The 16,613-nt window shown below is 37.5% G+C and carries 9 protein-coding genes; all 9 read right to left on the bottom strand.

Translation table 11 applies throughout. From position 1 onward, the window contains the following. A partial coding sequence (locus tag ACFILD_RS00120; protein WP_375664600.1) for an autotransporter outer membrane beta-barrel domain-containing protein occupies window positions 1-2,898 on the bottom strand: 2,898 nt, incomplete at its 3' end. A gap of 302 nt (window positions 2,899-3,200) precedes the next feature. Further along, a complete protein-coding gene (locus ACFILD_RS00125) occupies window positions 3,201-3,428 on the bottom strand; it encodes a hypothetical protein (protein ID WP_375660159.1) in 228 nt (75 codons plus the stop codon). Between the two features lie 15 nt (window positions 3,429-3,443). Further along, window positions 3,444-3,629, bottom strand: coding sequence for a hypothetical protein (locus tag ACFILD_RS00130; protein ID WP_375631529.1), 186 nt, complete (start codon window positions 3,627-3,629; stop codon window positions 3,444-3,446). Further along, entirely contained in the window at window positions 3,619-3,963 is a 345-nt protein-coding gene (locus tag ACFILD_RS00135) for a hypothetical protein (RefSeq protein ID WP_375664601.1), read from the bottom strand. The genes ACFILD_RS00130 and ACFILD_RS00135 overlap by 11 nt, the downstream gene beginning before the upstream one ends. After that, window positions 3,963-4,115, bottom strand: a complete 153-nt coding sequence (locus ACFILD_RS00140) for a hypothetical protein (RefSeq protein ID WP_375660161.1) — start codon at window positions 4,113-4,115, stop codon at window positions 3,963-3,965. The genes ACFILD_RS00135 and ACFILD_RS00140 overlap by 1 nt, the downstream gene beginning before the upstream one ends. A gap of 310 nt (window positions 4,116-4,425) precedes the next feature. Then, the gene (locus ACFILD_RS00145) at window positions 4,426-4,983 is read right to left on the bottom strand and encodes a hypothetical protein (protein WP_375660162.1); all 558 of its coding nucleotides are present in this window, start codon (window positions 4,981-4,983) and stop codon (window positions 4,426-4,428) included. Window positions 4,984-5,901: 918 nt separating this feature from the next. After that, window positions 5,902-9,021: an autotransporter outer membrane beta-barrel domain-containing protein gene (locus ACFILD_RS00150; RefSeq protein WP_375664602.1), complete on the bottom strand. Its 3,120-nt coding sequence runs from the start codon at window positions 9,019-9,021 to the stop codon at window positions 5,902-5,904. A gap of 445 nt (window positions 9,022-9,466) precedes the next feature. Beyond that, window positions 9,467-12,373: an autotransporter outer membrane beta-barrel domain-containing protein gene (locus ACFILD_RS00155; RefSeq protein WP_375664603.1), complete on the bottom strand. Its 2,907-nt coding sequence runs from the start codon at window positions 12,371-12,373 to the stop codon at window positions 9,467-9,469. A gap of 1,171 nt (window positions 12,374-13,544) precedes the next feature. Next, the gene (locus tag ACFILD_RS00160) at window positions 13,545-16,580 is read right to left on the bottom strand and encodes an autotransporter outer membrane beta-barrel domain-containing protein (RefSeq protein WP_375664604.1); all 3,036 of its coding nucleotides are present in this window, start codon (window positions 16,578-16,580) and stop codon (window positions 13,545-13,547) included. Window positions 16,581-16,613 lie beyond the last annotated feature (33 nt).

Consider the following 16,613-nt stretch of genomic DNA (forward strand, 5'->3'; position numbering starts at 1 on the left):
AGAGAGCTCAGATGGACGAACCTCATCAGTAGAATCTTCAACTGGAACAAACGGTGCAGGCATAGGTTGCACAGCAGAAGGATCCTCCGGAACAGTTGGTACAGAAGGACGTACAGGTTCAACAGGGGCAGAAGGAGGAGAAACAGAATCTGGAGATGAAGGAGATACCGGAATAGAGGGCTCAGATGGACGAACCTCATCAGTAGAATCTTCAACTGGAACAAACGGAGCAGGCATAGGTTGCACAAAAGAATGGTCCTCTGGACTAGAGGGCTCAGATGGCAGAACCTCGTCAGTAGAAGGAGCCTCTGGAACAGTTGGTACAAAAGGAAGTCTAGGTTCAACAGGCACAGAAGGAGTGGGAACAGAATCTGGAGATGAAGGAGATACCGGAATAGAGGGCTCAGATGGCAGAACCTCATCAGTAGAAGGAGCCTCTGGAACAGTTGGTACAAAAGGAACTCTAGGTTCAACAGGCACAGAAGGAGTGGGAACAAAATCTGGAGATGAAGGAGATACCGGAATAGAGGGCTCAGATGGCAGAACCTCATCAGTAGAAGGAGACTCTGGAACAGTTGGTACAAAAGGAACTCTAGGTTCAACAGGCACAGAAGGAGTGGGAACAGAATCCGTCGATGAAATATCCTCTAAAACAGAGGGCTTAGATGGCAAAACCTCATCAGTAGAAGTTTCAACTGGAACAAGCGATGCAGGCATAGGTTGCACGGAAGAAGCGTCCTCTGGAACAGAGGGGACAGAGGGAAGTACAGGCGAAACAGGGGCAGAAGGAGTGAGAGTAGAATCCGTAGGAATAAATGTTTCAGACGGCTCAGATGTTTCAGGCAAAGAAGGTGTAGATGGTATAAGCGGTGGCTTAACAGAAGGAGGTTGTTCAGGCGCAATAGTCTCTGATGGCCGTTCAGAAGGTATAGTTTCTTCTTCAGATTTAGGTGGTAAAACTGTGGACGTAGGCTTAATAGACGGAACTGAAATAGATTCAGAAGGATCTAATTCAGGATTAATGTAAACACTTTCGAGACGAAAATCCCAAAAATCTCCTTCCCCTTCAACCAATCTATTTTCGGGACTTGCTTCTCCAGAAGAAGAACCAGGACCATAAGCACGAAGTTTATATTGATAAGGAAATCCATTTATCGCAACATAATCATTCAAAAGCTTAAAAGTATCTTCCTTTGCTTTTCCAAAAACCTGAATAATCGAAACACTTTGATGACTTCCGTCAATCACGTTTGTATCTGAAGCTTTTTGAAATTTTTCCATTCCAATGAGCGTGGTTCCCAAAACATCACCATAGATTAAAACGCGATCAGTTTTTTGAGGATCAAATGAACCATCATTATTCATAAATGTGCTCATCTTAATCCGAGAATTACCTTCCGCACTGTATACTTTATTGTATACGTCATCCACACCCGCTGTTTTACCAATATCATCTAATGCATAAACATCTTCTTTATTGTATATTTTCTTTCCAATATGCAATGTTTGATAATCTTGAGAGACATATTTCTCAAAAACAAGCGTACTATCAAGGAGACTCAAAGTAGAAAGCGATGAAACCGTAACATCCTTTTCTTCTAAACCTTGATATTTACTTTTAGTAAGATACCATGTTGAACCATTTTTTAACTGTAAATCTACGCGAGACCTATCTTCAATGCGCACTCCCCCTATAAGGGTTGAAGAATATGCTTGAACAAGAAGAGAAGAATCTTTTTCAGTTTTTATTAATAAGTCACCAGAGATTTTTGTATCGTCCAACAGTTCAAGGGTAGCTTTAGCCCCAAAACCATCAGTCCCAGTGCTATAAATGGCGATACCTTCTGGAACTGTAAAGTTTGTCTTTGATAACTGAACAAATGCCTTTCCTATAATGATATTTCTGCCTTGTAACAACATTTCATTAGTTGAATCAGCTATTCTAAACCCTTCCTCTGGTTCTAATCCATAAAAATACAGACCATGTACTCCTTTACCCTGCACAGAAACATTGGATTTGTTAATCTTAATATTTGTCTTCTTAAATTCATCCGATGAACTAAATGCTTTCCACAACAACTTTTCTTTATCATTCACATCAACCGAAGAATTTTTCACCAAAAAACCATGCATATCACTCAGTTCAATAGAACTATTACTCAACTGAACATTACTTCCTTGAGAGACATCGAAAGCTTCTGGTATTTTATCAAAACCTTCCTCATCGACGATAGTAGTTTTTTGTTTTCCTTTACCCTTAATGATAGTACTATCGAAATTATACCCTCCCCCATAAAATGATGAAAATCTACCTTTCCCATTAAATGTAACAGTACTGCCTGACATCCTAATCTTTGCACCAAGTCTACTCACAAACCCGATATCTTGCAGGTTGTCTGGCTCAATCTCAATCTTTACACGCACTAAAGCAATATCCGCTTCTTCACCCAATGCATACATAGCGTGAGAAGTTTCCGTAATTGACCCATCTGTCATGCTAATGACCGCATTTTCAGCATGAAGAGCACGTACATTCTTAAAATTTGAATTTTTTAGATTAAGACGCGCACCATATTTTGCATATGCACCATATGTCAATATTTGACCTGAATCATCGCCATAAACATTTATCTGAGATGCATCAACAACTGTACCTGCTTTTTCTACATATATAGCCTTAATAGGAGCAGAATCAGGAGCATGTTCTTGAGAACTTTTTAAATTATAAGTTTTATTTTCAAGTGTATGTTTTTTACCATCACTGCACGTATAAAAGCTCCCTGTTTCATCACAGGGAGCTGCAAAAGCATGAAAGCCCGCATTAATATTTACAACCAAAAAAAAAGAAAAAGCAACTGTTGTAAAAGTCAACCTATAATTTTTAAATATATTAACCATAACTCTTTTGCAAATCCTTCTCCCCCGCTTTATTTAAAAGTGAATGAGATCTGAAATAATGTTAAGTTAAACATATGAATAGTTTTAAGTATAACAAATAAATACTTGCTTTGCAATTCATAAAATACTATATATTTATGTAAATTTATATTCTATATTTAAGAATATACCTAAAAGCGTAGTGTAAACCGCATAAAAAATCATCTCTGAAAAACCAGTTTTACTAAGACGATGCTGATAGGTTAAATCTCCGTGCAATAAAAAATTTGAAGATAACTGAGCATTACCCCCCATTCCAACTTCTAGAGAAGAACCACCCCCCCTAATTGGAATTCATCTCCAAACTGTACACGTTGTTTTCCTCCAAAACTCATGGCAAGATGAAACTTGCCATTGAAAGAAACAACAAGAGCCTCTTCAGAAGCAGCAAGCGTCTTTCTTAAAGACCCGCCAACACGCATCACCCACAAATCAAGTTTTTCTATTTCAATATCAAAACCATCAATATCAAACGCCTGATCAAACCGCACATTTTGATAAACAACCTAAACCTGCGGTATCAAAATAACCCCTTTATGTCCTGTCATAAATGACTTACCCGCAATCAATAAAGCACTCAAAGGTGTTCCCTTCAATGTTGTTGTCTTGCCTCTTGCTTGCGTGAGAACATTCCCTTTAAATAAACCATAGGAAAAAAGACCCTCTATATAAAAGCCTGTATCATACTGCATGCTGCCATATGTGTAATAGACAATTTATCAAATGTACTTTTTTGTTTTCTTCAACATCTTGAGGTTGTAGAGAATTTTTTCCATCATTCCCCATTATTCCAAAGCTTAAAGTGTGATGTGTATCCTCAATCGCATTGAGCAAAACACTTGCCTCTATAGCGTTATAATTCAAATTTCCACCATAACCATATTCAAGCGCAGACAGATCAGAAACATAACGATAACTTCCACCGTAACCTCGCGCAAAAAGAGCAGAACTTTTAGCATTTTCTCCCAAAGTCCCAGCAGCAATACGCAATGTTTCCAGCAGTTTATTGTGATTGTTCATATCCATCAAACCAACCTGAAACAAGCATGAGGCATCGATAGATATGCTGAAACTTGCGGAACAACAGCTTTAATGCCCTCTTCAGGATAAAGAACAGAAGCATCATGATCAGCTAAAACATTATTATGATGAGTATGAGTACTTAAAGAATGAGACACATCATTTTCCAACCGCATATGATGCAGATGAGAAAGTTTCTGAACATATTCAGCTTCAAGTCGGAAATCCCAAAAATCTCCATTATACTCAATATTTTTCTCTTTAACGGATCCATCCCCACCTTTACCTGTCTATGAGAAAAATTGGGACCATAAGCACGAACACTATATCGATAAGGCGCTCCTCTTAGAGCAACATAATCTGTTGTTAATTTAAAGGAATCATCCGCAGCCTTTCCATAAACCTGAACAATTGAAACACTGAGGCTGTCTTTTTTATCGTCTTTTTGCTTACCTTTGCTCTGGTTCTTTATTTTTTTGAAGCCACTGTAACATCGACAATATGCACCTTACTTTTTCCATAAACATCACCATAGATAAGAAGTTTATCAGCTTTTATTCCCTTGCTTTTACCATTTGCAGTAAGATATGCATTAACATATAAGCGTGCGTCCTCTCCTACAACGTAAGCATGATCTAAACCATAATCATCATCCAATCTCCTAACACGAAGTGTCTGATAAAAATCATTTCTTGGTTTCTGAAAGAAAATAAAACTATCAATAAGCCTTACAAAGAAAACAGATGAACCTACACAATATGGAGCTTTTTTATGATTATTTTCAAGCGCATTTTTATTTGCTCTTACAGTCCATAGAGATTGATTGAACAACTCAACACTATCATAAAAACCTTTCTCAACATGTGCCCTTCCTGCAAGAAAAGACGCATAGGCATCAAGAACGATAAATGAATTATTTTTGACATCTAATAACCGATCAGCAAAAATACGCGAACCCCTCTGATGCCGTAATATAAGGATACCTCCTAGCATCGTTACTATAAATAGCCGTACCATCAAGAACATGAAGAGCAGTCTTTTTAAATCGAAATTCACCTAAACTTATAAGAAGCACTCCCTCTTGATATTCATGTTGAGGAGTACTTCCTCTAAAATGCAAACTATGAACCCTTTGTCCCTGAAGAATGATCTCTGAGTTTTCAAAAGAAACCAAAGACATAGAACTATCTCGAAACTCAAATGACCTTTCCTTAAAAACCGGTTTTGCACTTTCAATCGCTATGTCATGAACATCAGAAACCTGAATCTTACCTTCATCAAAGAAAAAAACCGCTCTGCTTCACACCAAACACAGATTGAGATAACTTGGCATTTCTACCACTTTTCTTTTCGCTATTTCCTATAATAGAACTCTTTTTAAAAGAAGTTTTATTGTCTTTTGACACAACCACTGCTGATGTAATCTTCTCAGATCTATTTAATTCTAAAATTCCACCAATTCCTGAAACGCCTTTTCCCCTTTACTTTTTTCCGGCTTAATAACTATGTTATGAGATTGTATTGTAAAAATAACACCTGTAGTCCTTCCTATCCAATCCATTCATATATAACTTATTACGACTTCCAAAAGTACAAGCAGCACCAACTGTATCACACGAATACGATTTAAAAAGAGAATTACATGAGGGTTTATAACCTTCTGCACTCACATCTATATTGTGCGCGAAGAAAAAATAGAGGTCGTAAGAAAACACACACATGGCGTTTTAATACTTTAATCATAATTTAGTCTAAACTTTCTTTATTTTATCTTCATAAAAAATCGAAAAGACACCTCTGGTTCATCTACTTATTATTCTTATTATGTGCCGTTATAATAAGTTGTTTTGTATTATACATAAAGTCAAAAATCAGAAAATAACACTATAAAACCATGCTTTGTACTTATATTTTCCACAAAGGATATATTAAAGGAGAATACAATTAAAAGTGATAGCTTAATCCACCAGAAAAATGCGTTCCAGAAAATCCGGCATTCGTAAATTTATGCTGATAAATCAGGTCGCTATGAAAAATAATTTTTGGAGATAATTGCGAAAAAACACCAAATCCAGCTTCTAAAGAAGACCCAAAGGAACCAAGCTGGAAGGCATCTTTAAAATATACAAATTGTTTATCATCAAAACTACGAATGAAATGAAGTTTACCATAGAATGAAAGAACATGTGCATCTTTAGTAAATGTAAGTGTCTTCGTTAAATACCCACCAATACGCATCCCCCAATGATCTGGGCTTCGCATATCAATATTAAAATTATCAATATCACGAGTCTTATGAAACTGGAGATTTTGATAAACAAACTGAACTTGTGGTTCAAAAATAAAATATCGGCTGCCGATCATAAACGTTTTACCAGCAGTTAAGGAAACACTCAGCGGCTTACCTCTCAATGTAGCTGTTTTACCTCGCTCAAGTGTGAGAACATTTCCATTAAACAAACCATAAGAAAAGAGACCATCCATATAAAGACCCGTATCATGCTGCATGCTTCCATATGCCGTGATTGTCCATTTATCAAATATACTTTCTTGACTTTGTTTAACCTTTCGAGGCTGCAAAGAAAGCTTGCCATAATTCCCCATAATCCCAAAAGATGTCGTACTGTATGCACTTTCGATTTTCTTGAGTAAAATATTTGCCTCTAGTGCATTATAATCAAGCTCACCGCCATAATCACCATATTTAAGTACAGATAAATTTGAAGTATAACGATGATGTCCACCGTAACCGCGTAAAAACAAAGCGGGATTTCCATCATTTTTCAATAACCGACCAGAAACAGTTCGCAGCGATTGCAACTGCTTGTTTTGATTACTGATATCCATCAATCCAGCATAAAATAAGGTATTTGGCACAAGAATATAAGTCAGAACCTGGGGAACAACGACTCTCACATTTGGCTCAAAATGAGAAGAAGGCTCAAAAACAGATGCCGGAACAGAAAAACTAGACGCAGGTGGTGCAACAACAGAAGGAGTGGGTGAAACATGCGGCGGAACAGGTGAACCAGATGCAGGTGGTGCAACTGGATTAGATTCAGCAATAGCGGGAATAACAGGTGCAAAAGAGGAAGGAGGATGGGGGATCTCAAGCACAAAAACATCAGATACATTAGGTGTGGTCGTAAGATGGAAATCCCGATCAGGAGAATCTACAGGAGAAGAAAGACTTGGCTCCTGAGGTTTTTGCTGAGAGTTAGAATCAATAGAACCATCCTCTCCTCCAGTAATATTAGGATGAATTTTAGGAAAAGAAGGAATATCATCAGAAGAAGGAGGGACAACCAAATCAAGAACGGGAAAAACTTTAGTGGGATCAAGAGAGGAAGAATCAACAAATTTACTTTCAAGGCGGAAATCCCAAAATGTTCCAGAGTTTTTAAGCACTCTTTGATTTGAATCTGCTGCCCCTAAAGTAGAGCCTGGACCATAACTCTTAAGATGATACTGATAGGGGGAGGCTTCAAGTGTGACATATCCCCCCTTTAACTGAAAAGAATCTTCAGCAGCTTGTCCATAAACCTGAATAATGGAAATCCCCTGATTATTACCACCATCTCCCGTCAATGCCCCTGAGCTTCCAGGAACACTATACACATGGACTGTCGTCTTTCCTTCAAGATCACCATTGATTAAAAGCCGGTCAGTTTTTTGCTCTTGCAGAGCTCCCCCTTTATCCAAATATGCATTAAGATAAAGAAGCGCATCGCCTTGTGCACGGTAAACAGTCCCCGATCCTTTTCCGATAAGAAGTGTCTGATAACCATCAGTCGTTTTGGATTTTAGTTCTTTAAAAATAAGAGAACTACCCATAAGATTGACCGATGAAATGAAGGAATAGTCCCCTAAATTAGAACCAGACGCATCAGAATTTTGCAATTTGTCATATCTTGGTCGCGATAAAATCCATTTTGAACCATTTTTTAACTCTATCTTAGCCGTAGAACTTCCATCAACATGTGCGCCTCCTACAAGGGTAGAAGCATCAGCCTCAATCTTTACATTGGAATGCTCAACAGCTTTCAGGAGTGAATCACCAGAAACTGTTGAATGTTGTGAGAGTTTAACAAAACTTTCGAATTGGCGGCTGTAAATAGCCGTACTTTCTGGAGCCATAACGGTTGTCTTTGTCAAATAGACAGTCCCTTTTCCAGGCATAATTGTTTTTTTATCATTTAAGACAGCTTCCCAAAAAAAGCGCATGCCATTAAATGCATTCCCTCTCACAAAAACATTGGAATATTTGATATGAGCAGTATTATTATCATTCCCCTCCAAGGCAATACCATGCGCTCTAATGACATTAACGTTTCCCTTCTGGAAATTAAGAGAGCCTTTCCCCTGCAGCATACTAAAAGCAGAAGCTTCGCGATGATTACCTGTATTTGTCCCCTGTTTTCCCCTCCCCGTAATAGAAACACCATCTAAATTAATTTCTCCATCTCCTCCTGTTTGGACACCAATACCACTGGTAAAATCAATTTTTCCTTCTTTCATATAAATTTTTGCACCATTATGACTCAAAAGACCTATCGCATCAGAAGATGTCTTAATCTCTGTCTTGGTCAAAGAAACAAACGACCCTTTACCCGCAACACTGATCCCCATTCTGGTTGCTTTAATCACCCCATCCTGCATCTCAAAAGCCCCCTCCTCATTAACATCGCCCCCTATCGACACGTTATTTAACATGGAATCAAATAGAACAACGCCTCCCCCATTTGAGGACTTTACAGCTGTTGTCCAAGCGTTTGTTTCTGAATGGACATTTGCATTCGAAACACCGTTAATGATTATAGCCTCTCCCTCAATGACTGTATCTTTCCCTGATGCCTCTATGGCAGCATCAGAACTTTCACCTGTAAGTTGATAAGTTTTCTTGGAAATTTCATGCGTTTTACCATCATTACAGCGATAAAATGAAGCACCTTCGTTACATGAATATTGCTTCTTCTCAGAAGAAGTCTCACCTGCATCAGTATTGTATACAAAGAAAAAAATAACCGTTGTAAAATGACATAAAGAGAGATGATTTTTAAACATAATTTTCTACAAACTTTCTTCCCCTTCCCTAAAAACAAAAAAAACGCGTTCTGTTTAATAACTTTGGTTACGCGTAATAATTTAAAATACGTTTTGTATTTTATATATCGACCACATGTTTTATGTAAAGCCAGAATCTCAAAATATCACAATTTAAAATTGTATTATTTATAAATACGCGTAAAAATATAAATAGAAATAAAAATTCTACCCCAAAGCGATGGTTTCAAGAGAATTTAATAAAAATACACTCAAAGAAGAAAAACAGCATAAAAAGCGAAAACTGCAAACCAGAAAGCCTTATCTTGTTTCTAAAAAGAAACAAACTCGCTCATGCAAAAAAAAACATTTTTTTAAAAAGCTTATTTAAAAAGTTGCAAACAAATAATAAAAAGCCACAAGCTATGCTTGTGGCTTTTTAAACAACTTACCCCAAGATGATCACCTAAAAACGATAGCGCAATCCACCAGAAAAACTGATTCCAGAAAAACCACCTTTGCTCAACTTATGCTGATAAACCAAATCACCATGAAGCGCAAATTTTTGAGACAAGCGAGCATTAAGACCTAATCCAGCCTCTAGAGAAGAACCAAAAGCCCCTAATTGGAAAGAATCTTTAAAGCGCACAGCTCTTTCTTTGCCAAAATCATGGGCAAAATGAATCTTTCCATAGAAAGAAACATCACGATCTTTTTCAGGTGCAGTAAGAGTCTTCATCAAACGACCACCCACACGCACCATCAATTGATCAAGTTTATCCATCTCAATATTAAAATTATCAATATCGCGGGCCTCATTAAATTGAAGATGTTGATAAACAACCTGAACCTGTGGATCAAAAACAACACCTTCATATCCTGTGGCAATTTTCTGACCACTCATCAAGGAAACACTTAAAGGGTTACCCTTCAATGTTGCAGTCTTACCCCGTACAGTTGTCAGAACATCTCCCTTAAACAGACCATAGGATAAAAGACCATCAACATAGAATCCTGCATCATGCTGCATACTGCCATAGACTGTAGCAGTCCATTTATCAAATGTACTTTTTTGGCTTTGTGCAACATCTCGAGGCTGTAGAGAAAGCTTTCCATAAGACCCCATAACCCCAAAGGATATAGCACTGTCAACATTTTCAATTTTTTGTAGCAAAACACCTGTCTCTAGCGCATAGTACCCTAGATCTCCCCCATAACCATATTTAAGCGCAGATAAATCTGAGACATAACGATAACTTCCACCATAGCCACGCAAAAATGAAGCAGAATTTTCACGAATTTCCAACATTCCACTAGGATGAGTCCGTACTATCTCCAACTGCTTGTTTTGATTGCTGATATCCATTAAACCAGCATGGAATAAACTATTTGGCAAAAGCAGATAAGTTGGTACCTGAGGAACAACAGATCTCACACCTCGTCCAGATGGGAAAACATTTTCAATCTTAGAAAGACTATCCGCAAAAGACGCCGGAACAACATCACCAGAAGACGCCGGAACAACATCCGCAGAAGACACCGAAACAACATCACCAGAAGACACCGGAACAACATCCTCAGAAGATGCTGGAACAACATCCTCAGAAGATGCTGGAACAATATCCTCAGAAGATGCTGGAACAATATCCTCAACAGAAACATGTGCAGGAGGTGTACGTTTAGAAACCATAGGAGTTGCTCTATAATCAGCAGATGTTTGAACATATTCATTTTCTAAACGAAAATTCCAAAATGCTCCTCCGTTCAAAGCAAATCTCTGTTTAACATGCTCCTCCCCTCTAGTAGCACTTGGGCCATAAGACCGAAGAACATATTTATAAGGCGCGCCATCCAATGCAACATACTGCCCATTCAGTTGAAAAGAGTCATACGATGCATCTCCATAAACTTGAATAATTGAAACACTATGCGCTTTTTCGTTTTTTTCTTCTACACCTCCCGCAACCCCTTGTATATGGACTATAGTTTTTCCCAAAACATCTCCATGAATGAGGAGCCGATCCGTTACTTGATTACCACTTGTATCACTAGGATTTAAACATGCATTCAAATGAATCCAAGCGCCACTCAAACCCTTATAAACATGACCTGTTCCTTTTCCAATATAAAGCGTTTGATATGCATTATCAGTACTGGACTTTGTTTTTTTAAAAATAATAGAACTATTAGAAAGACTTACTGATGAAATAAACGCAACACCTCTATAATTAGGATCTTCTAATTTTTTATGTCTTGGTTGCAATAAAGCCCACTGTGAATTATTTTTCAAGTCAAGGTCAACTGTAGAACTATTATCAACCTGAGTTTGACCGACAAGTGCAGAAGCATCAGCAACAACCTTTATAGAAGAGTTACGATCAGCCTTCAGCAACAAATCTCCAAAAAGCTTTGTTTCCTTTAAAGATATTTTAGACTTTCCAGATTGACTGCTATAAACAGCTATACTATCTGGAACTACAAAACGCGTCTTTTTCAAATTAATGAACGATGTTTTTCCCTCTGACAAACCCTCTGATGTTGCCTCATTTTCAAAGCGCATACCATAAAATGCATTCCCTTTCACTGTAATATTGGAATCTCCAATATCAATCTGAGAACCTTTATTTCCCTGCAATAAAAGCCCATGAGCATCAGTAACATCAACAGCCCCTTTCACAAACAGAATATAACCATCTTTAAATACATGAAAGGCAGCATTATCACTCTGACGATCTGCATTCAGCCCTTGACCATCCTTGCCAGTACTACCTTTTCCGGTAATAGAGACACCCTCTAAAATAAAATATCCTTTTTCTCCTGCTTTAACCCCAACACTCCCTAAGCTAATTTTCGTATTCGTTAAATAAACTCCACTTTGAGATTTTCCTTCTGCAAAAGCCCCTACTTTGATTGCATCAATCGATCCACCGGATATTGTGAAGGAAGCACTATGAGCTTCTGCCCCTACTAAAACACCACTCAAAGTGAAATCGCTCAGAGAGGCTCCCGCCTTTTCTGATACCTTTAGTCCATATTTCCAAAAATTGTTTTCCGAGTTATTCTTTTCATCCCCAATACCCTTAACAGTTATATTCTTGCCACGAATAAATGTACCACTTTTAGACGCCTCTATGGCTCCATGAACACCATTAACATTTTTATCCGTCAAAGAATAAACTTTATTATTAATTTCATGATTTCCACCATCATCACACTGATAAAATACTGCATTCTGATCACATGAAGATTGCGTTTTTCCAGAGGAAACTTGAGCTGCAGCATTGTGTGCAAAAACATCAACATTGTGTGTCAAAAATAGGATTGCCGTTGTAAAAGTATATAAGGAGAAACGATTTTTAAATAGATTGACCATAATTACACCATAATTATGCCCCATTATAGAGCAATACATAACGTATTAAAAACTTAACCAGAAAATTTAATACGTTTTGGTTTAAAGATGGAGAACCTATTAATATTTTTTGTGTTTTATGTAAATATGAAATTAAAAAATTACTCGAAAATACAATCTAAATCTGTTGCTTTTACAAATAATTTGCAAAATATAACTGAAAAACGACAGAAAAATCACCTTTAAAGTTGTTATTCAAAAACACCCTTAATCAGTTGACATGCATTAAAACACCTACTTTAACTGCTGTCTAATCACCCCCCAGAGCTGACATAATCAACATCCTCACGATAGATCTTATATTGAAACAATATGTACTTTGTAAGCAGACAAAACATATGCCAAAATTGAGAAACAAGAGTTTACATATGCATTTTTAGGCAATATTCATGGCAAGATAGCCTAATAAAGGGTAAGAACATGTAAAAATCAGTTCCGATTTTACTATCTCCTTTTAATTCAACTTTACAACAGTCGAAAGCATTCAGAGCCGTACTTTTAAAAAGTGAAGATGACACATGACTTCATCCTGTTATTTATCAAATTCCTTTAAAGAAAACATATTTTACAAAACAATATATCATTGTGTTTCTCATTCACCAATTTTCTCAGATATATCTCATTATTTCCATCCCCATTTCACAACGACAGCGGATATAATATAAAGTTCATCGGATACAGCCCTCATTGCGCCTGAGTAGCATTTTTGTCTTTGCCAATTTCTAATATTGTAAATCCTCTCCTCTTAACATAATTCCCAAAATTATATTGACCCTTTCTTAAATGATTATCCACTTGCCAATCTTACATATAATAGACAAAGGAATGCTTTTTATGGATTCATCATAAGAGCATTGAAAATATTTCAGCGCCCTAAATTAAAAAATATCTTTATAAATCAAAATATTATAAATAATATAACAATCACTCTGAAATACGCATTTTGAAACAATAACGTACAAACTCTTCAGACTTTTCAAAAAAATGAAAGAAGTCCAACCTAAAAGCATATTAAAGATATGCAAAGTCACACTCTCGTAAAAATGCTATAACACAAGATGAATAGAGAATGAGAAAAGCCACAAGTACAACTTGTGGCTTTTTGAAAGATTAATCAAAAACAGGAACAACACTAGAAATGATAACGCAATCCACCTGAAAAACTCGTTCCAGAAAAACCAGCTTTCGTTAGTTTGTGCTGATAAACCAAATCGCCGTAAAGCGCAAATTTTTGAGACAATTGGGCATTAAAACCTAACCCAGTTTCTAATGAAGAACCAAAAGCACCTAGCTGAAAAGCATCTTTAAAATGCACAAATTGTTTTCCTTCAAAACCATGAGCAAGATGAAGCTTGCCATAGAAAGAAATAACTTGAGCCTCATCAGTAGCAACCAGCCTCTTTGTTAAACGCCCCCCAATACGCCCTATCCATTGATGAAGCTTTCCTAAATCAATATCAAAGCCGTCCACATCACGCACCTTATTAAATTGAAGATATTGATAAACAACCTGAACTTGAGGATCAAAAACAAAACCGTCCTCTCCTACCATAAATGTTTTACCAGCAGTCAATGAAGCACTTAAAGGATTTCCCTTTAATGTTGCCGTCTTGCCCCGTGCGGTTGTTAGAACATCACCCTTAAAAAACCCATAAGACACAAGACCATCAACGTAAAAACCCGCATCATGCTGCATACCACCGTATGCCGTAACTGACCATTTATCAAATGTACTTTTTTGACTCTGTTCAACATTCAAAGGTTGCAAAGAAAATCTCTCGTAAGCCCCGATAATTCCAAAAGAAGTGGAACCATACGTATTTTCGATTGCTTTTAGCAAAACACCTGCCTCTATGGCATTATAATCAAGCTCGCCGCCATAACCATATTCAAGCGCGGAAAGATTTGAAGCATAACGATGATTGCCGCCATAACCGCTCACAAAAAAGAGAGGTTTTTCACGACTTTCTAATAAGCCCCCAGAAGCAATGCGCAAAGCTTCTAATCGCTTATTTTGATTGTTAACATTCATCAAACTAATATGACGTAAGGCATTAGGTAAAAGGAGATAAGTCGGAACCTGCGGAACAACAGCCTTAACGCCCGGCTTAGGACGAGGATGAGGCTCCGGAGCTGGTTCTGGAAAAGGTTCTGGTCCTGGAATTGGGTCAGGATCTGGTTTAGGTTTAACATCAGAATCTATCGATCTACTTTCAAGGCGAAAATCCCAAAATTCTCCGTTCCCTTCAACTAATCTTTGATCCATGTTTGCTTTTCCCAAATGAGACCCTGGACCATAACTATAAAGCTTATACTGATAAGGCAATTTATCTAATGCTACATAACCACCTTCCAACTGAAAAGAATCTTGCTTTGCTTCTCCAGAAACCTGAATGATTGAAATACCTTCAGCATTCCCCCCCTTTCCCGTATATCCTCCTGGACTTCCTGCAACTCCATGCACTTGGAGCTTTGTTTTTCCCGAAACATCACCATGAATTAAAACACGATCAGTCTTTTGATGATCAAGAGCACCACCACTATTCAGGTATGTATTAAGAGAAATAGAGGCACCGCCCTGTGCTTTATAAACTTCACCCTTTCCCTTTCCCACACGAAGGGTTTGATAATCATCAACAGAAGAAGATTCGTGTCTTTTAAAATTAATAGAGCTCTCATCCATAAGACTCACGAGTGAAATAGAAGAATCATGTGCAGCCTCGTGTTGATCTTTTTGCAACGGTTGTTGTAAAATCCATTGAGAATGACCTCCCAAATAAAGCTCAGCATTAGAATTTTTATCAACGTGTGTGCGACCCTCAAGAGTAGAAGCATCCGCCAAAACTGTTATAGAAGCACCTTCCTCAGCTTTTAATAAAAAATTCCCTGAACGAAGAGTGCTGTGTACCAACCCCACCGCACCAGAAATCATGTTTTTACCATAAAGAGCCGCATCGTCTAAAACAGAAAACTCTGTTTTATCCAAATTAACAACTTCTAATCGTGGTGGAACTTTTTCTTCCTCTGATGAAATTTCTTCTTTTTTATCCCCACCTTCACTCCATGGCTTCTCTCCCCGAAAATAGATACCATAAGATCCCTTACCATTTACGGTAACAGAAGAGGATTTCATATTAACTTCAGTCACAGGAATCTTTGAATCAGAATCCTCATTTGATAAATTTTTAACTTCCTGAAGAGGAATAGAATTAACTTTATTTTCTAATAATATGCCATGGACACCCCCACCAGTACTAACAATAGTACCCTCTAAATTAACAGCCCCCCCTAAATCCGCACGCAAAACCGCATGATTATCCGAATTTTTTTCTTTACCTTTCCCAGTAATTTTAACATTCTCGAGATTTACTTTTCCACCTAACATCGAAGAAATCCCATGGCTGTTCATAAAATCAACTGATCCACCTGACATCCAAATTTCTGAATGATCATAACTTAAAAGACTTGCATTCCCATTAGCGGTCTTAACTTTTGTATCTTCTAAAAGAACAAACGATTTCTCTGCTGCATCAACACCCTCATGGTTCTCCACAATCTTTCCATTTTTTACCTCAATCACGCCATTACTCGCACGAAGGGCTATAATTGTGCCTTTGATAATCGGATCTTCCAAAACAATCTTACCGTTCTCTAATACATGCACCCCCATTAGAAAAGTTTTATCAGCAACTTGACTACTAACCGTTACACCCTTCCCGCAAACTTCTGTACCTATTCCTTTCACCGTTATAGCAGTAACGCTCGACGGTTTCCCCCCACGTACAGCTTTATAAGACCGATTATCAATTTTGTCTTTTTCACAATTATCGCATATATAATATGCACCATCATGTAATATAAGCTTATTATTTTCATATATTTCACGGCCGTATACACCTTCTTTTTCCTCACTGTATCCACTGAAAAAGTTAGAAAAATTATCCCTAATAGGATATCCATCAACACTACTGATAAAATAACTGCTGTTTGGAACAGTGGGGGCAATTGGGACGACATAAACATCGGTCTCGATATTGCTAATACCATAAGAAGACGTACTATAATGCCCTTTAACACTTGCTTCAACCATTGCTCCATTTTGAAGCAAAGAGAGGATAGCGGTTGTACAAGCACATAAACATACATGATTTCTAAAAACTTTAATCATAGTTCCCTCGAAACTTTCCTTCCCCTCTCATTA

Source organism: Bartonella sp. CL162QHHD (genome assembly GCF_042195435.1).
Classification (GTDB): Bacteria; Pseudomonadota; Alphaproteobacteria; order Rhizobiales; family Rhizobiaceae; genus Bartonella.